Source organism: Vibrio quintilis, assembly GCF_024529975.1.
GTDB classification, from domain to species: Bacteria; Pseudomonadota; Gammaproteobacteria; order Enterobacterales; family Vibrionaceae; genus Vibrio; species Vibrio quintilis.
The window spans coordinates 768,297-788,003 of sequence record NZ_AP024898.1 but is presented as its reverse complement, the minus strand read 5'-3'; the positions used below and the strand labels follow the sequence as shown (position 1 = coordinate 788,003).

The following is a 19,707-nucleotide window of genomic DNA, read 5'->3' as shown; positions in this document are numbered from 1 at the left end:
GTCTTGTTTTAATCTGACGCCGGTCAGATCATTGATCTACCTGTCAGGCGGCGTAATCCGGCATGCCGAATTCATCCAGCCAGATGCCGAAAGTCAGCACGATCATCAGCAAATCATCTTCAAATGTCTGATTTAAATGATGATCCGGCTGTAAATAGCTCTGGCGCAGATATTCCACTGTGTCCGGGTCAAAGTATCCCTGCCTCCGGATACGTTCCGGGGCCAGAATATCGCCGGTTAACTCCGGATAATCCCGCAGCAGATAAGCACTCGAAGGTGCGACAAAACTGAATTTCTGCCGTTGAATAATGGCTCCGGGCAAATAACGCTGCGCCAGTTGTTTCAGCAGGTACTTTTCTTCGCCCTGATGAGTCAGCCAGTGAGGCGGAATCCGGGTGACATCATCAATCAAATCTTCATCCAGAAACGGATACCGTCCTTCAACCGAGTTGGCAAAGGCCACCCGGTCGCCATGATCAGCCAGCAGGTGATCGGCGATTCTGAGTTTAAAGTCGAGATAAGAACGCTGATGAACCGGATGACGGCCTTTGATTTTACCGGTATCCAGTAAAGGATACAGAAGACAATCAAACTGTTGATGCCGTTGCTGAACGGCTTCACTGTACAGGCAGATTTTTTGTTCCCGGTGCGCATAGTAGTTTTTCTCGTAAAACAGCTGCGGGTCATCCCAGAGCTTCTGCCTGAGTTCATCTTCCAGCATCAGCTCAAGCGTATCCGCCTGTCCCTGTAAGCGCTGATCCTGCAAACGATAGCCGACATAACCGGCAAATAATTCATCGGCACCCTCACCACTGACCACCGCTTTAATCCCTTCAGCCCTGACAAGGCCGGAAAGAATCAGCGAACAGGCATTATAAGATTCCCGTAATGGCGTTTCAGCCCGGTTCACGATCTGGTGCAGGTGGTCTGCAATATGAGCGGGCCTGACCTCAAACTGATGGTGCCGGGTGCCTAAATGATTAACCATCATCTGCTGGTAGCGGCTTTCATCAATGGCCGATGAAGGAAAAGTAATCGAAAAACTATCCCGTATCCGGTCCGGAGATACTTTCTTCAGCACCGCAGCAATCAGTGAACTGTCCAGCCCGCCTGAGAGGTAAACGCCAATGGGTACATCGCCCTGCAAGCGTTTTTCAACCGCCTCACACAAGCGGGTATCAAGTTGATCGATACATGTTTTTAATCCGGTTTCCGTCAGGGGTTGTTCATTGATTTGCGCCGGATAATTCAAATCGCGGAAACAGCGCTCATCATATCCCTGCGGATGAAACACCAGACTGTGTCCCGGCCGGAGGCTGAAAATACCGTCAAAGAAGGTATGCGGGCTGACACTGCCCGGAAAGGTCAGCAACTGATCAACCGCCGTCATATTGACCTGCTTCTTAACCCCCGGCACACACAGAATCGTTCTGATTTCAGAACCAAATGCAATTTGTCCGTTCTGGCGGGTCCAGAACAGCGGCGCAATTCCGGCGCCGTCTCTGGCTAACAGCAGCTTATGAGCCTGCCGGTCATACAGTGCGATAGCAAACTGCCCCTTTAACTGACTGACAAAGTTATCCCCATACAGTTCGTACAGGTGGGGAATCACCGCCACATCACAGTGGTTTTGCAATGTGACACCCTGATCTGCCAGCTGTTCTCTTAACGCCTGATGGTTATAAATTTCACCATTAATCACTGCAATCACGCTTTCACTTTGATTACAGACCGGTTGCTGTCCGTGCCGGATATCAACAATCGATAACCGGCGGAATGCCAGCCCGATTCCGGGACCGCAATGAAACCCGTCATCATCCGGTCCCCGGTGACGGATGGTTTCCGCCATCGTTTGCAGCAGTTGTAAACTGACGTCACCGGCCGGGCTGATTTCCGGCGAGTAGATGCCTGCGATTCCACACATTTACCAATCCTCTTCTTCAATCTGATTATGAATCAGTGACGGGTCTGTTTGTGACGCCGTCACACTAAGGGCTGGTTGTACAACCTCATTGTCCCGGCAGGATGCCAGAATCTCTTCAACCGTAAGCACCTGCGCCCCCTGCTGTTGTGTCATGCAGTGAGCGATTGCCACCATGTCTTCCATCATCATTTTCGTGGTTGATGGCTCAAACAGTGCGGTGGCGTATTCCAGTTGCAGTTCAATATCATCGTCATCACTGAACATAATATTCAGATCAAATTTGGCACTGACTGTTTCTTCCTGATGCATGGTCAGCGATGTGTTGCCGAAATCCAGCTGTAACTGCGGGTTGTTTTGCAAAATAATCTGCACATCAAACAACGCATGTCTTCCGGGTTGTTTCTGATAACCCACGGCTTCTGCCAGCTGATCAAATGCCAGTTGCTGATTGGCGAATGCTTCGGTAATCAGGTGACGGTTCTGTTCCAGTAACCGGGAAAACAGCTGTTTATCGTGACACTGTAACCGCAAAGGCAAGACATTCAGGAAGAACCCAATCAGCGGTTCCAGTGCGATATCATCACGCCCGACAACCGGTGTACCGAGCACCATATCACCCTGTCGGCTGTAACGGTAAAGCATCAGTTGTGAGACGGTGCTGAGCACCATAAACAAGGTACATTGCTGCTGTTGTGCCAGTTGGCGTAACGCCTGCGACAGCGGCTCTCCCAAATGGCAGATATGCATCGCACCCTGATGATCCGGCTGCGTTTGACGTGGCCGGTCAGTGGGCAGGTTCAGCTGTGGAATATCATCTGCGAATACCTGTTGCCAATAGTTAATCTGTTGATCCAGCCCGCCGCTGCGGTGGCGTTGTTGCTGCCATGCAGCGAAGTCACGGAACTGAATGGCCAGCGGTGCCGGTAATGCTGTCTGCGGGTCGAAGTGATGTTGATAGAATGCTGCCAGCTCTTTCATCAGCACCACCACGGATGCGCCGTCACTGACGATATGATGCATATTGATCAGCAGATAACCGGCATCCTCACCGGCCGTTGTCTCAGGTTCAATCAGAAAAGCCCGGAACAGCCCGTCATGCGCTAAATCAAACGAATGATTCAACTCACGCTGTTTCAGAAAGTTGAGGTCTGCTTCTGCGCCTGTGACTTTCGTCAGTATGGTTTCCGTATGTGACTGAAGCACCACATTCAACGTACCGCTCTGTAATACATAGTTACACCGCAGTACCTCATGGCGCCCGATAATCTGCCGGAATGCCGCACTGAGAGCCTCAAACAGGCTCTCAAAGTCCGGAGTTTTCGTCGTCCGGCACAGTGTAAACACACCGACAGAATTATAAGAGGTATCCTGTGGGTTTTGTTGCTGCGTCAGCCACAGCCGCTGCTGAGAGAAGGACGGTAGCCAGGTTTCCCCTGCCGGTTGCGGCAATAGTTTGGGCAGTGCGTCATCCTGATCGGCAGCAATCAGTTGATCAATAAAGGATGCCTGAACCAGAAAATGGGGATGACTGAAGAAATCTTTCAGCGTCATGGACGGACACAATCGCTCGCGGATGCGAAGCAATGCGCTGTTGGCTTTCAGACTGTGTCCGCCGGTTTCAAAGAAATTGTCGTCATGATTCACCTGTGAAACCCCGAGTACTTCACACCAGATATGGCGTAATTCCCGATCAGTAACGGAATCAATCTCATCAGCCTGAAGCTGAGCGGCTGCCAGTGATTTCAGTGGTTTCCCCCGGCAGTTCATCAGGGCTTTTTTATCGACTTTTCCGTTATGGTTGAGCGGAATATCAGCAGCAAAATAGAAACCGGACGGAATCATATACTCCGGCAGCCGGTCACCCAGCCACGAAAGCAGCTGCTCATGGCTGAAATCCTGTTGTCCGGGTTCCTGAACCAGCCAGGCGACAATCGCTGCATCATCGCCGGAAACGCCCTGGGCGACCTCATCCGTAACCAACACAACTGCCGCATTGCGGATGCCGGGATAATGCAGTAAGACCTGCTCAATTTCTCCGGTTTCAATTCTGAAGCCCCGCAACTGAACCTGTGCATCCTTCCGGCCGAGATAAATCAGATCACCGTCCGGTGTCTGGCGGGCCAAATCACCACTGCGGAAGGCTTTACCCGTAATCCCCGGCAGGTCAATGAAGGCCTTTTCATTCAATTCCGGCCGGTTCAGATAACCCCGCGTGACGCCGTAACCTGTAACCACCATTTCTCCCGGGGTACCCGGTGTACATGGATATAACTGATCGTCAACCAGTAAAATACCGTTGTTCGGCAAAGGCCGGCCGATGTTGCTTTGCCCGGATTCACACGCCGCATCATCAATTTCTTTGTATGTGACATGTACGGTGGTTTCGGTAATGCCGTACATATTGATTAACCGGACCTGCGGGTAATGCTGCCGGAATGCGGTTAAGCGGGCTGGTTGCAGCGCTTCCCCGCCGAAGACGATCATCTGCAACGATAATTCCGGCCAGTGTTGCGCTTCCAGTTGTTCCAGTAAGGCATAGAAAGCACCCGGGGTCTGACTGAGCACGGAGACCTGATTGTCCTGAATACAGCGTAAAAACTGCCGGCTGTCGATAATCGCTTCCGGCGGTACCACATAAACCGTCCCGCCCGTCATCCATGCGCCAAATGTTTCCCAGACGGAGAAGTCAAACGCATAGGCGTGATAAAGCGACCAGCGATCGCCTGCCTGAAACTCAAACCGGCTCTCCTGCGGCAGGATTAACTGCACCACATGGCGGTGTTCTACCTGCACGCCTTTCGGCTGTCCGGTTGAGCCCGAGGTATAAATCAGATACGCCAGCTGATCCGGCTCAATTTCCGGCAGTTGCACCGGCTCCGGTATTACAGCGACTTGCCCGTTTGTCATCAGCTGTAATCCGGATAACCCGGTCACCAAAACCGTTGCGCTTGCCGGACAGACCCCGGCATCATCAACTTCGGCAGTGATGAGTAAACAGGCGGCGGCATCTTCGGCAATGGCTTTGAGCCGCGCTGGCGGATGTTTTTTATCCAGAGCCAGATAAGCCCCGCCCGCTTTGAGAATTGCCAGAATAACCAGTGACTGCAACAGCCCCCGTTCCATATACACCGCAACCACACTTTCCCTTTGTACCCCCTGCTGAACCAGAACCGCTGCCAGATCACAGGTCAGTTGACTGAGCCGGGCGTAAGTCAGCTGACTGTAACCGTCATCCAAAGCCACAAAGTCCGGATATTGCGCCGTCACGGTATCAATCACTGACACGATGGTTTGTGTCTGGCCGAACCCGGAGAAATGGCAGCTTTGTTCTGTGAGCTGCCGGGCGGTTTCACCGGTCAGCAGATGAAGGTCACAACATAAAGCCGCTGTATCGGCTAACACAGAATTGAGTAATAACGTCAATCCGGTCATCATTTGCGCAATTTTCCGGCCGTGATAAATCGTATTGTTAAAACATACCGCCATCTGGCTGATATCTTCAGGGTTATCGGCAGAGGTCAGACAAAAGACCAAATCATATTTTCCCCAGCCCTGCGCGTTGACCAGCATCCGGTCAGCCAGTGTCAGATCGAGGTCTGTCTGAGGTTGCTCAAAGACAAACAACACATCAAATAAAGCGGTCCGGCTCATATCATTGTCCGGGTTCACCGCCAGCACCACCTCATCAAACGGTACATCGCCGTGGCGGCGGGCGTCAGCAATGGTTGTCTCTATCATTTCAGCCCACTCAGCAAAGCGGCGCTGCGGATCATGCCGGCTGCGGATCACAACCAGATTATCGTCAGCCCGCAGGTACTGTTCGTTCAGAGACTGCCCGTCCGGCTTCCGGCTGTCGGCAGTGAGCACCATCCCGGTCACAATATCCTGCTGGCGGGAATACCGGTGCAGCAGTTCATGCAACAGCGTCAGTGCGACGGCTTCCTGGCTGCAACCAAGGTGTTCAGCCAGCTCTCCCAGTCCGGTGAGTGTCGTGGTTTGCTGTTCGCCCTGATAGATGTGAATGGCTTTGCGGGGAATATCTTCCGGCAGCTGTAACGGAGTAAACTGAGCCAGTTGTTGTTTCCAGTAACTGAGTTGCTGCGCTTTTTCTGGTGCGGAAATCAGCTGCGGTGTGAAAAAGCGATCGGTCATGGCACTCAGCTCTGCAGGATCAGTACCGGTGACGACGGATTGATGTGCGCCTTCATAACAGGCCAGCACAGCGGCAACAAAGCGGCGCAATGCAGATTTATCGGCAATGATGTGATGCGCAGTGACCTGAAAGATTATCCGGCCATCCGTGCAGCGGGCCAGCACCGCCCTGAGCAGTAAATCCTCAGAAAGATCAAAGGGAGCAAAGTTCAGTGCTTCGAGCTGTTGCATCAGATGCTCCGGTTCACAATCAATCACTGACAGCTTAAGTGTCTGTCTCTGGACCGGGACCCAGCTGGCACTCTGTTCTGAGTCCTGTGCAGATTGACTTAAGCAATAACCCGGAATGACCTGTTGTGCGACAACCTGCTGAATAGCCTGTTGCAGCCTTTCTGTATCAACCGGACCGGTATCCGGCATGACCTGATACGGCATGTTGTAATACACCGGTGCAGCATCATAGAGAGATCCATTTTCAAACGCATCGACGAACCATAATCGTTTTTGCTGAGCAGTCAGTGCATAGCACTGACTGACCGGTAAAAGCGCGTCAGGTCCGGCGATTATCTGCGCAAGAATCTGTTCCAGCGCAGACAATAATTCACTGACCCGCTGGCGGCTGTATAAGTCACTGTTATACAGGGCATGCAGTCGTATCCCCTGGCGGGAATAACTGACATACAGGGTGAAGTCGAACTGGTTTTGCCTGACCGGAATCTCTTCAAAGCCGAGATTGTGGCTTTGTGCGATACGGTTGAGGGTTTCCCGGTCATCCATCACCAGAACAATATCCAGCAGCGGCTGACGTTCATGATCCCGGCTGACATGCTGTTTGCCGGTAACATGATTCAGTTTATCGATAATGGTATCCAGCGTCAGATGCCCATACTGCATCATGTGCGTCATCTTCGCCGCACAATCCCGGATGAAATCATCGATAGTCATGTTTGTGGTCAGTTCAAAACGGACCGGCACGGTATTGGCGAAAAATCCCAGTACGTTTTCAAGGCCTGTATATTCCCGCTGGGCACTGATGGCACCGATAATCATCTGCCGTGCGCCCTGTTGTTGATGAATCAGCAGCGCCAGTGCCGCAGAGGTAATGGCATGTAAGCTATAGCCCCGCTGCCCGGATAACTGATAGAGTTGCTGAGTTAATCTCTGGCTGAGGCGGATAAATTCACTGTCTCCTGCCAGGCTCCGGGGGTTCATGCGCGGTTTGTCCGGGGCCAGGTCAACAGGTTGCGGCAACGGTTGCAGACAGTTCAGATAAGCCTCCAGATCGCTGTCATAGCGGGCAGATGCCTGATAATCATTCATGGCGACTGCATAGTCGTGATAACTGAGCGTCGCAGAGGATGCCGGGAGCTGATAGCCGTACTGTAATTGTTGCAGTTTACCGGCCAGTTCATGGCAGAACAGCTCAACCGACCAGAGGTCACAAATCACATGATGCATGGTGACAATCAGCGTGCTTTGCTCAGCAACCTGCTGCAAACGAATCCGCCATCCGGGCTGACTTTCCGGCATAAATGGCGTTTCCACTTCCTGCTGCGCATCGGCCATCGCTTCTTCTGCGGTGGCAAAAGAAGCACTGCTTATCAATTGCCGGGGATCAATATCAATCACCAGGGCCGTTTCCGGTTGCGGGAACCAGCAGCGTAACACCGGATTCGCCGTCATAACGGGCTGAAGTGCCTGTGCCAGTAAGGCTGTATCAATCCGGAATGGCAGAGACATTGAGAAACCGACGTTGTAGGCATAAAACTGTGGTTCTAATACCTGCAGAAACAGCAGGCGCTGCTGATTATTAGAACAGGTGATCAGTTCCGGTTCTCCCGGATGTAAAGGTTTCTGATGCAGCGGAACAATCTCCGGCCCGGCGGTGTGTGTTTCAGCAGATACAGCATACTCAATCAGCTGGTCAATACCGGATGCCTGAAGAAAATCACTGAGACTGACGGAAAACTGCAACTGCGTCTGCATCTTATGAATCACATTCAGCGCCGCCAGACTATTGCCACCCAGCTGAATAAAGGATCTATTCACCGGGGGGAATTCTTTCAGTCCGAGTGTCTCCGCCCATAACCGGGCAATGGCCTTTTCCTGCGCCGTTGTGGCCGGTTTCTGCGCATGAATCAGTACATAACCGGAAGCGTCCGGCAGATAGATATACACCGGCTGCCAGGGCGCAGCGACAGATTGCGTGATCTTCTCTGCCAGTACCGGCAACGGGAGAGATACCAGCGGATGCAGCGGACTTTCAACCTTCAGGGAAATCTGTCCCTGCCACACCTCAATCCGGACGCCTTCCGGCGGCATATCCAGTAACTCAAGCAGTGCTTCCGTATAAACAGGTTGCCCGTGCAGGCTCAGCGGACAGGTATCCGGTGTCAGCTTTTGAATCCGGCTGTCAGATGTCAGCCGGGCAAGCCAGTTTTTATCCTGATGCGGGTCGTGATGCCAGCCACAGGCTCCGGCAAACAGCGGAATCCCCTGCTCATCGGTTAACACGCCCTGATACGGGTCAATGCTTTCCATGAGCTGCTCAATGGTCTGCTGTGTATCACCGCATAGCTGCTGCACAATGGTCATATAATGGGTCAGCCAGCACTGCCCGGTTTCCGCTGTAGCGATCGAGGTATCAAAGTCAAAATCGACATAGAGCTGATCGTTAAACTCAAGAATATTCAGAAACAGCGGCTGTTTGACACAACTGACAGGCACATGTCCCCAGCGCGGCCGGGTATCCATGGTGAGTGAAATTCCCCGGTCAACATTAAACAGACAGGACACCGGAATTTGTGCTGTTATCTCATCCTGTTGTGCCTGCCGAATCCGCCCGCTCAGCTGATGGACCCATTCGCCGGTGGTCTGCTGTAGCGCAATGTCGATCTGCACGGCTCTGACTTCAGAGGCGTAACCAACCAGATGGCCTGCACCCATCCCGTTATGTCCGGCAACCGGCATGCCAATCACAAAACGGGCCCGGGCGCTCAGCCGGTTCAGTAAAAGCGCCCATGCGCCCATCAGCAGGCTGAAAGAGCTGACCTGCAGCTGTTGAGCTTGTCTTTTAACCCGGGCAAATAAATCCGGCGCAAACAGGGTTTGAATCCGGGTCCCTTGCCCGGTTGCCGGAGCGTAGAGTTTGCTGTCTCCGGCAATGTACAGCGGCAGCAGGTAATCTGCTTCAGGCTCAGGGGCGCTCACTGGTGGCTGATTTTCTTTCGCGGTATCCCGGGCCAGCCATTGCAGCAGCGGAATCACCGGCTCCGGTGCCGGTATCTGACCCGCTTTCAGCGCCTGATAAGTGGTTGCCAGTTCGTCAACCACAATGCCCATGGACCAGCCGTCAACAATCAGATGGCTGAAGCAGCACAGTAAATCACTTCCCTGTGGGGTGCAGATCAGCTGAATCCGCCAGAACGGACCGTATTCGGTATCAAAAGGCTGATTGAGTAACTGACACCGCATGGCTGCACGTTGGGATTCGGTGGCCTGTTTTACTGTGATGACGGGCTGCATCGTCGCCGAAATATACTGACCCGCGGCACTAATCCGGCTGATTCTCAGTGAATCGTGACGGGCCAGCACCTGGCCCCATGCCTGTTGCAGAATCGAATGATCCGGCGAATGCTCAAACTCAAGCGCCATCATTTCGGTGTAAGCCGTTGCGTTATCCGGTTGAGATTCCAGCAGAGAATACATCGCCTGCTGACCGTGAGTCAGCGGCAGCATCAGCGACTGATTTTCGCAGGTCAACCCGTCGGTCCAGCCGCCGTTGACCAGTTCCCAGGCACTGCGTTTGACAATCTCAATGATCTGACGGATATCGTCATCGGTATGCGCGCAACCCAGAAAACAGTTACGGCCTTCCCAGACGTATAAACCATTTTTCAGCAGATGGAAATTCAGCAGTTCAGTCTGCGGCGAATATTCAAACCGGAACAGGGAACCAAACCAGACCATCCGGACCGGTATCTGGTTGTCCTCAAACCATGTATTGAGCTGCAGGCACATCGCTTCGGTTTTCCGGTTCAGCGTTACCAGTAAGTCTTCCCCTTCCGCAAGCAGCTTATCTAATACGGCATTGGCAGCGGTCATCGCCAGCGGATGGCTGTTGAACGTCCCGGCAACAAAAGCCGTTCTGCTCTGTGGCACCGAGTCATCACCATAGCGCCAGTTACCGCCATCAACAGCATCCATATACTTACAACATCCGGCCAGTACACCAATAGGTTGCCCGCCGCCCAGTACTTTACCGTAGGTCACCAGATCCGGCGTAATCCCCAGCCAGCTGCGGCTGCCATCCAGCGCGTAACGGAAGCCGAGAATGATGTCATCACAAATCAGCGCAATATCCTGCGCTTGTGTCAGTTCACGCAATTCCCGGACAAACTCAACCGGTTGGAGTACCGGATTGCGGCTTTGTACCGGTTCAATAATCACCGCAGCAATGTCACCGGCATGTTCCCGGATCACATCCAGCGAGCGGGCTTCGCCATATGTCAGCACAATGGTGTCATCAACCAGCCCCTGCGGGGAACCATCGGTCAGCGGGACGGTTTGGGGTTGCCCGTCTTCCAGCCAGCCGGAAGCCAGTACACTGTCAAAGCTGCCGTGAAAAGCGCCGTGGAAAATCACAATTTTCTTGCGCCGGGTCACACTCCGGGCAATCCGCACACCAACCATAATCGCTTCTGTGCCACTGGTGAAAAAGCTGGCCCGTTCATGACCGGTCAGACGGCACAGCTTTTCAGCCGCAGTTGCGGCCTGAAGATTCTGCGGGCCGACCGGGGCGCCCAGCGCAAGCACCTCTGATAACGGATTTTTAATGAAATCCGGATTGTGGCCAAACAGAATCGAACCGAACCCCATGGTGATATCAATGTAGCGGTTACCGTCCATATCCCACAGATAAATCCCCTCGGCTTTGTCGACATGAACCGGATACGTCATCTCTTTGGTTTCCGGTTTAAAGCCCAGAATACTGCGGCTGTTTGCGTAGTGGGTCCGGTGTTGTGCCGTGTAAGCTTTAGAAGCAGAGGTGCGCTGATTCAGCTGTTGTTGCAGCCAGCTCAGGTGAGCCAGCTGCTGTCTGGACAGGGCATTATTTTTCTCCGTTTTCAGCGACTGATATAACCCTTTGATTTCCTTGCGGGGCTGGTTTACTTTCGGATGTGGCGCTTGTTGATGAGTCTCCGGCACTGACGGCGTGATATTTTCAGCACGGCTGCCTGATGATATCTGTCCGGAAAAGGCACTCAGCTGAGATTGAAACAGCTGATTCATCGCCACCATTTGCTGTTGACAAAGTGATTCCAGAGATCCCGCTGCACTGGTTGTCGCAGATCCGGTTGTCGCAGATAATGTGTTATCGTTTGTCATCTGAATCGGCGCGCTGTCAGATATGATTTGTTCATTGATTGCTTCTGCCGGCAATGCTTCTTCAGGAACCAGCTCCCCTATTTTCTCTGCCAGTTTCTGGCAGGTATCAAGCGCTCCCATCAGTGTCGCCAGTTCAAACTCAATCCCGAAATGTTTCATTACTGCCTGCTGGATCTGAACGATCACCAGGGAATCCAGTCCGAGCGCAAACCAGTTTGCTCCCTCGTCCAGCTGCGACAATTGCAGGCCGGTGACTGACGCGATCAATTGCTGCACTTCAGCCTGTCGGTCGACCCGTATCTGAGAAGAAACAGAAGAAGATGCGGACGCTGTATGTGCCGGCGGCTCAACATGAATCGCAGAAGACGGTTCTGCGCAGGCCTGGGATAAGGCTGCGGTTTGGTTCTCAGCCGTTTCTGCAGGTGATGATGCAGGCAGAGCCAGCGTTTTTGGCCGGTGCTGGTGAGTCTGAAACGGATACAGTGGCAGACGGCTCGCCGCAATTCGCGTAGCAGAGAGAACCGGTTCAAACAGTGGTGACCAGTTAAAATCCATACCGGCCTGATAGAGTTCGTTGAGCGCCTGATAAAATGAAGTCAGCATCTCTTTGGATTGCTGGCTGCATATCCAGTGATTTTGCGGACAACACTGTTTTCCCGGCAGCATCAGGGTTGGTCTGGGCGAGATTTCCAGGATCAGCAGGTTTTCCCGCTGCGGTAAACATGTCATAGCCTGATGGAACAAGACCGGATGTGTCAGGTGATCCACCCAGTATTCCGGACGTTGCCAGTCATCCGGATGCAGTTTTTCTCCGGTCACGGTTGAAATCACAGGATATTTGGGTGACTTAAAAGCAATTTTACTGACAATGGCGGCAAAGTCAGCCATCACCGGCTGTAGTAACGGGCTGTGAAACGCATGAGAAATATCCAGTTTCTTCACCCGGATACCGGCAGCCTGCAAATCGTTCAGCGCCTGTTCCAGTAACTCACTTTCACCGGAAATCGTGACACTTCCCGGCGAGTTATATGCCGCAATCACCAGTTTGCTGCCATCGTCCAGATGATCCAGCGCTGACTGAACCGAATCCGGATCAGCCATCACCGCCGCCATCGCGCCACCGGCCGGTAAAGCTGCAATCAGTTGTCCCCGGCTGGCTGCCAGTAAGACAGCGTCTTTGACAGAAAGGCTTTCGCACACCGCCGCCGCCGCAATTTCTCCGATCGAGTGACCAACGCAATACGCTGGTGTGAGTCCGGAATCCTGCCACAATTTTGCGAGTGCAATCTGGTAAGCCACAACGATTACCTGAGTCACTGCGGTATTATTCAGTGTCTCCTGCGGGGTTTGCTCACTGGTCATGACATCAATCAGATTATAAGGCCACACCGGCGCCAGCACGGCAGCCATTTCATCGATACTGGCTTTAAAAACGGGAAAACGGGTGTAAAGCGCCGCTGCCATCGCCGGATACTGGCAGCCCTGCCCGCTGAACACGAATGCCAGCGCCGGTTTCTCCCGGTGAAATGTGAGTGAGTGTGGTGAGAATCCGGCTAATTGCTGGCTGAGATCCAGCTTGTCAGTACCGTAAAAACAGGTCCGGTAAGGCAGATGCGCCCGGTGAATGGCATTGGCGGCACAACAGGCAGCCAGTGTTGCTTCATTTTCATTTGCTATCAGTTTTTGCCACTGCGTCTGCAATGCCGACAGACTTTCCGGTGATGCCGCACTGAGTGGCAGCAGGAATCCTTCCGTTTGTCGGCGGGATGCAGTATCCGGCTCTGTTGCCGTTTCCTGTTCGACCCGGTGGCTTTTTAAAATCACATGACAATTAGTGCCGCTCAGACCAAACGCGCTGACCCCGGCGTAACAGGGCTCTGCCGGCAGCATTTGTGTATGGTTTGCGATGGTTGCCGGGACAGACGACCAGTCAATATGCGGATTGAGATCATCACAATGCAGGGTCGCCGGAAGTTGCTGATGTGCCAGCGCCAGCGCCGACTTAATCACCCCGGCAATCCCGGCGGCGGCTTCCAGATGGCCGATATTGGTTTTCACCGAACCCAGACAGAGCGGAAACGCGTCTGGATTCCGCCCGGCATAGACCTGACTGATGGCATTCACCTCAATCGGATCACCCAGTACGGTGCCGGTGCCGTGGGTTTCAATAAACGCAACGTCCTGCGGCTGACAGCCTGCATCGTTCAGCGCCTGTTGCAGCACTTCCTGCTGGGCTTTGCCGCTGGGCGCGGTCAGCCCGTTACTGGCACCATCATGGTTGACCGCGCTGCCCTGAATCACAGCCCGGATCCGGTTGCTGTCTGTTTCCGCTTCGGCTTCACGGCGGAGAATGATGACTGCGCATCCTTCGCCCCGGCCGTAACCATCGGCCTGCGCGGAAAAGGTTTTGCTCTGCCCGGATCCGGATAATGCCTGCATACTGGTTAAAGCGGCTGATGTACTGCCGTCCAGCATCAGGTTGACACCGCCGACAATGGCCAGATCACAGGCACCGGAGCGCAGATCCTGCAAGGCATAATGAATGGCAACCAGTGATGAAGAACAGGCCGTGTCGATGGTCATGACCGGGCCGTTAAAGTTAAAGCTGTACGCGATTCGTCCGGCAGCGATGCTGGGAGAATTGCCGGTCAGCCGGTACGCATTCAGTGCCTGTGGGTCGCCGGAGCGTTGCAGGATATGGTCATAATCGATATTTGACAGGCCGAGATAAACCCCGGCTTTTTTACCACGCCACTGTTGCGGGTCAATCCCGGCATCTTCAAATGCATGCCAACAGGCTTGCAGCAACAGACGTTGCTGCGGGTCCATCGTTAAAGCTTCTGCCGGAGAGATCCGGAAAAACTGATGGTCAAAACACCAGGGATCATCGATAAAGTGCCCTTTATTCAGGCCCGGATACTGACTCAGGCGTTCAGGATTAACCGGTTTACGATCGGCCGGAATGTCACTGACGAAATCGGTTTCCGCCATTAATTGCTGCCAGAATGTTTGCGGGTCATTGACGTTGCCGGGAAAATAACAGCTGATCCCAATCAAAGCTGCACCGCTTTGCTGATAGCGGCCGGTTGGGCCGGATTCAGTGGTCAGTTGCTGACTCTGTGCGGCCAGCATGTCAGCCAGCGCCTGAACCGTCGGGTAGTCAAACATCACCCCAACCGGATAGTGATGACCGGATACGTCGTTGATGCGGGAAACGATTTCAGTTAAATGCACCGATTGCAGCCCCTGCTCCATGAGTGGCTGGTGAATATCCAGGGTTGGCTGTGCCGGGTTTTGTTGCTCCGGATCGTGCTGAGGAAATAGCGGCTGAATCAGTAATTTCAGCTGGTTGATAATTTCGCTGTGATCGCCACTGAGAATCGCCCATTTCATCGGATGAAGACCTGCGGCAGATTCCGTCGCTTTCAACTGACGGATCACGGTATCAAAATCACCCTGCTCAAATTGCCGGACCAGATCAAACCGTTTCAGCTTGCCACTGGTGGTTTTGGGAATATGTTTGACCGGCAGGCAATAGTCGGGTTTGATCCCCAGTTCCCGGATGAGGCGTTCCTGTGTTTTTTTGATCAGCGGTACAAAGGCTTCAGGTTTGTGGCGGAACAACAGGAAGACAATAAACACCGGCTGTCCGCTCTGGTCCTGCGCAGAAACCGCCACCACTTTATTCAGCCCGAGCTCTGGTAACTCACAGCAAACGGTTTCAATATCCTGAGGATAGAAGTTTTTACCATTGATAATGATAATGTCTTTACTGCGTCCGGTAATCACCAGTCTGTCTTCCCGGAGAAACCCCAGATCGCCGGTATCAAGCCAGCCATCTGTAGTAAATAATGCCTCGGTACGGTTCGGCGCGAAATAATATCCCGGAGTGATGATGTCTCCCTGAAGCTGAATCCGGCCAATATGCTCTGCTTCAACCCGCTGATTGTTTTCATCGGCGATCCGCCACCGGACATGGTTACCGGGATAACCGACATCGACAAATTCACAGCCGTTGGCCTGATACTGAACCTTATCTCCCGGTTTCAGATTGTCGCGGTTACAACGGTAAATCACCGGTGTTTCCCCGAGAGTTGCCGAGGAAACCAGCAGAGTGGCTTCAGCCAGTCCGTAGCAGGGTGTAATCACTCCGGAAGTGAAACCGTAAGGTGCAAATGTCTCTTCAAAGCGGTGACATATTTGAGCATTGATCGGTTCTGCGCCGTTGATAATGTAGCGGATACAACTCAGATCCCAGCCAGCTGCAGCATCAGAGCGGAACATTTTCATCACATGTTCAAAGGCATAATTCGGGGCACCGGAAATCGTTGCCTGGCAACGGTTCATCTGTTCGAGCCATAACACCGGGTTGCGGGCAAATATCCGGGTTGGTATCAGGGTAAATCTCAGTCCGCAGATCAGCGGGAACAACATAAAATAGATCAACCCGAAATCATGGCTCAATGGCATCCAGCTCAGAAAAGAATCCTGAGCGGTAATTTTGTGGATGTTGACGGCAAGGTCACAATTGGCGATCAGCATTTTATGGGTAACTTTTACCCCTTTCGGATCGCCGGTTGAGCCGGAACTGTACTGAATGAATGCCAGACTATCGGGGACAGGCACTGTCATTTGAGCGTCCGGAATGCTGTCAGGCGTTTGTGGAGCTTCGGCTGATGTGGGCGTCAGCACCCGGGTCAGCAAGTGCATCGCATGCTCATCCGTATACTGGGCGAAGAGGGTATCGAGTGGCTGATCAGAAATAATCCACGGATTGCGCAGTTGTTTCCATATCGCCAGAATCTTCTGCCGGGAAGACTCACTGGCCGGAAAGCTTACTGGCACCGGAACCACCGAAAACAACATCGCGGCCACAAAAGTACGGGCAAAGAACGCCACATCATCAGAGACAATCACCAGTTCATCTCCGGGTTGAACACCGCTGGCTGACATTTGCCGCCCCAAAGCATAAGCCTGCGAAATAAAATTTTTATAATCAGTAACTTCTGATTCATTCTTACACCGGATGAATTCAATACTGATGTCTGAATCTTTATGCGACAAAATTGCCGATACCACATCTGGATAACTGATACGCATCATGGGTTAGTTTTCTCCGGAACAGTCTTTTTCTCCGGCGCACCGGAAGAAGCCAGAGTCTGTTCTTTCTGCCTGGAATTATCTTTGTTTTTGGTTTTATCCACGTCACATCCATTGACGCACCGGGTAGAGCCATTCACTACAACATGCTCTTCTTTTTTCAGCTCATCCGGTTTAACGGATATAAATGTATCGGACCGGGCTTCTTCAGAGTCACCTTTCTCTGAAACACCACTTTTGGCATCCCCGGCGGTATTCAGAATGATCGGTAGTCCGTCTTTGCCGCCGCCAATCACCACCACTTTGCTATTGTCTGATTTTGCCAGTTCCAGCGTGGCTTCAATACCACGCCAGCGCAGATAAGTGTCTGATATTCCGCCGGTGACAATACTCTGAAACTTCGCAATCCCTTCCGCTTCTTTCTCTTTACGGACCGCTTCTTTTTCCGCCACGGTAATCCGCCAGTCATATTCATCTGCCAGGTGTGTCTGTTCAATTTTCCGTACAATGGCTTCCCGGATGCCTTTTGGCAGATCAATGCTCTGAATCAGAAAGTCCTGAATTTCGAAGTAATCTTTGGCACTACAGTGGATGTTGCTGTAATGGCCGTCGCCATCGTCGGCGGTTAATTCACAGCTGTGTCCTTCATCACTTTCCATCGTTTCCACTTCCCCTCTCAGTAAAGAGAAAATTTCTTTCTGAACTTCAAGACGATTGGTGGAGTAGACTTCTTCCGCAGAGTGGCGGGCAATGACCAGACGTGACCATGAGCCGATCTCCGGCAACAGCATCCGTTCGATATAGTGAACACCGGCATTGACATGCAGGTACGGCAGGGTTTTGCGGATGACCCTGAAACGGAGGATCACATAAACTTTGGTCGCCAGACCATTTTTCGTCACCGCTTCAAATTCGTGGGTAATCGTCTGGTATTTGGTTGAATAGATATAAATCCGGTTCCACGGCATGACCAGTGCTGTACCTTCATGCAATGTCTCATCCAAATCAGTACCGCCCGCAAACCGTTTCCAGATTACACCGGCATGACCATAAGGCACCGGAATCAGCACTTTCGGCCCGACGGCTAATAAAATGAAAATAAAAAACAGCCCGGTCAGCGCCAGCTGAATCCGGTTCTTTCTGATGAAACGGACGACCAGGAAGCGCTCCGGATAATTTTTCGCGACAAAGAGATACATGCCTGTCAGGGTAATCAGGCTCAATAATATTGATGGCAACAGCCAGATTGGAATAATAATACTCAAAGCGGTGACTCCATATGACTGTGATGTTCGATGATCTGACCATCCACCATTTTCAGCTGCCGGTCAGCCCGGTCGAAATACATATCGTCATGCGTGACAGCAATAACGGTCTGGTGATTGGCTTTCAGTCGCGGAAGAATTTCTGAATAGAATTTTTCTCTGAAGGTCGGATCCTGATCGGCAGCCCATTCGTCAAAAATACAAATCGGCCGGTTTTCCAGTGCACTAACCATTAGTGCCAGTCGTTTTCGCTGGCCGGTCGATAACTTAATCGTGCTGAACTGTTTATCCCGGATTTTGACTTTGTGGGACATACCGATGTATTCCAGCCATTCTGAATAAACGGCTTCATCTTCCTCACTGATGCCATATATTTCCTGAAATAAATGAAAGTCAGCGAATACAGAGGAGAATAAATTCCGGTAGGCCATGCAATTATTTTTATCGATGATCCGGCCATCAACTTTAATCATCCCGCCACTGGCCTGATATAAAGTCGTCATTAAACGCATAAAGGTTGTTTTACCGCTGCCGTTACCACCGGTAATAAATATAGTTTCACCGCGGTTAATAACTAAATTAACCGGGCCGACAGTAAATGGTTTTTCATCATCTCCATTTGAGTGACTGAAATAAAGCCCGGTCATTTCAATTTTGTTAAATCCGTCTGCAAAATTGTCTGTTGGATTTTCCGGAATGAAAGCAGACTTACCGTCCTGCAACATTTGTTCAAGTTCCAGTACATTTTGAATCGCAGCGTTCGCATTTGAAAAAATCGGCACACCACCGACAATATTGGAAATTGGCCCGATCAAAAATAATGAAGCCGTGGTAACTTTCATCACCACATCCGGATAAACACTGGACAGTATGGGGACAAGAAACACCATCGCACCGGTCAGAATAAAGAAAGTGAGCTGTGAAATCACAAAATCAACTGCGTATATTTTCTGGGTGGAAATTTTGGTTTCCGTCACATCATCGGACAAATCAAGAATTCGTTTTTCCAGCTCAGATGAGCGATCTGAGTTCAGTTTAACTTCTTTAAACCCGCCCAGAAGATCAGATAACCGGGTGACAAGAACATTCTCAATATCAAATGCTTGTTTCAGTTTTTCTTTGACCTCTTTTGAACGAAGAATGTGCCAGCCACTGCCAATCGCTAAAAAGATGAAAGTCAGAAAGAATGCCACCGGTGATAACCAGGCCACATACAAAATGGTAAAAAACAGCAGGATGGCAGCCTGTCCACAGATGACAAACAACGCCGAAGCCTGAGACATGGTTTGCAGCTCTTTACTGACAATGGTGTAAATTTTTTCTTTGCCAATGGTCTCAATGGTACTTAATTCACTGTGCAGGATATCTTTTACCAGTTTAATCCTCAGGCTGTTAATAGATTTTTCCACATGGGTTGTGGCTTCCATCATCAGCTGTTTCTGGGCAACGGCATACATCGCACTGACGACAATAAATAACGCCAGATAATAGATGGTGTCCTCTTTATTCGAAACATGCTCTGCTGAAACATTAATTACAGCAAGAATCGCAGCATTGGCAAAACCTGATATTCCGGCAAAAGATAAAAACTTTCTTTTATTAATTTTTAATTCGCGATCAATTAAACGAAAAACATTCATAAATCATTATTCTTTTTATTCATATCAATGCGTGTTTTTTTATTTGTCACAATCAGGAAGAACAACGCAATCGGAGGTGAGAAAATACAAGACAACAGAAAATAACCAACTGCACCGGCAAACGTGTTACGTCCCATATAACCAACCAATACACTGGCAAAAAAATATATAATTAAAATATAAATATTCATTAAAAACCTGCTGACGAATAATGGTGAAACTTTATTCCTCACCTCCC

General features: G+C 51.4%; 5 protein-coding genes. All 5 read right to left on the bottom strand.

Features of this window, described 5'->3' with window-relative positions:
* Window positions 1–43: 43 nt before the first annotated feature.
* Genes asnB through OC443_RS22020 form a run of 5 tightly spaced genes read right to left on the bottom strand, consistent with a single transcriptional unit; the run spans window position 44 to window position 19,660 of the window.
* The gene (asnB, locus tag OC443_RS22040) at window positions 44–1,924 is read right to left on the bottom strand and encodes an asparagine synthase (glutamine-hydrolyzing) (protein WP_073579369.1); all 1,881 of its coding nucleotides are present in this window, start codon (window positions 1,922–1,924) and stop codon (window positions 44–46) included.
* On the bottom strand, window positions 1,925–16,567 hold the full coding sequence (locus OC443_RS22035) for a hybrid non-ribosomal peptide synthetase/type I polyketide synthase (protein ID WP_073579368.1): 14,643 nt from the start codon (window positions 16,565–16,567) through the stop codon (window positions 1,925–1,927).
* Window positions 16,564–17,829, bottom strand: coding sequence for a prohibitin family protein (locus OC443_RS22030; RefSeq protein WP_073579367.1), 1,266 nt, complete (start codon window positions 17,827–17,829; stop codon window positions 16,564–16,566). Before OC443_RS22030 ends, OC443_RS22035 begins: the two co-directional genes overlap by 4 nt.
* Window positions 17,826–19,469: a cyclic peptide export ABC transporter gene (locus OC443_RS22025; protein ID WP_073579366.1), complete on the bottom strand. Its 1,644-nt coding sequence runs from the start codon at window positions 19,467–19,469 to the stop codon at window positions 17,826–17,828. Before OC443_RS22025 ends, OC443_RS22030 begins: the two co-directional genes overlap by 4 nt.
* On the bottom strand, window positions 19,466–19,660 hold the full coding sequence (locus tag OC443_RS22020; RefSeq protein WP_073579365.1) for a hypothetical protein: 195 nt from the start codon (window positions 19,658–19,660) through the stop codon (window positions 19,466–19,468). The genes OC443_RS22025 and OC443_RS22020 overlap by 4 nt, the downstream gene beginning before the upstream one ends.
* Window positions 19,661–19,707 lie beyond the last annotated feature (47 nt).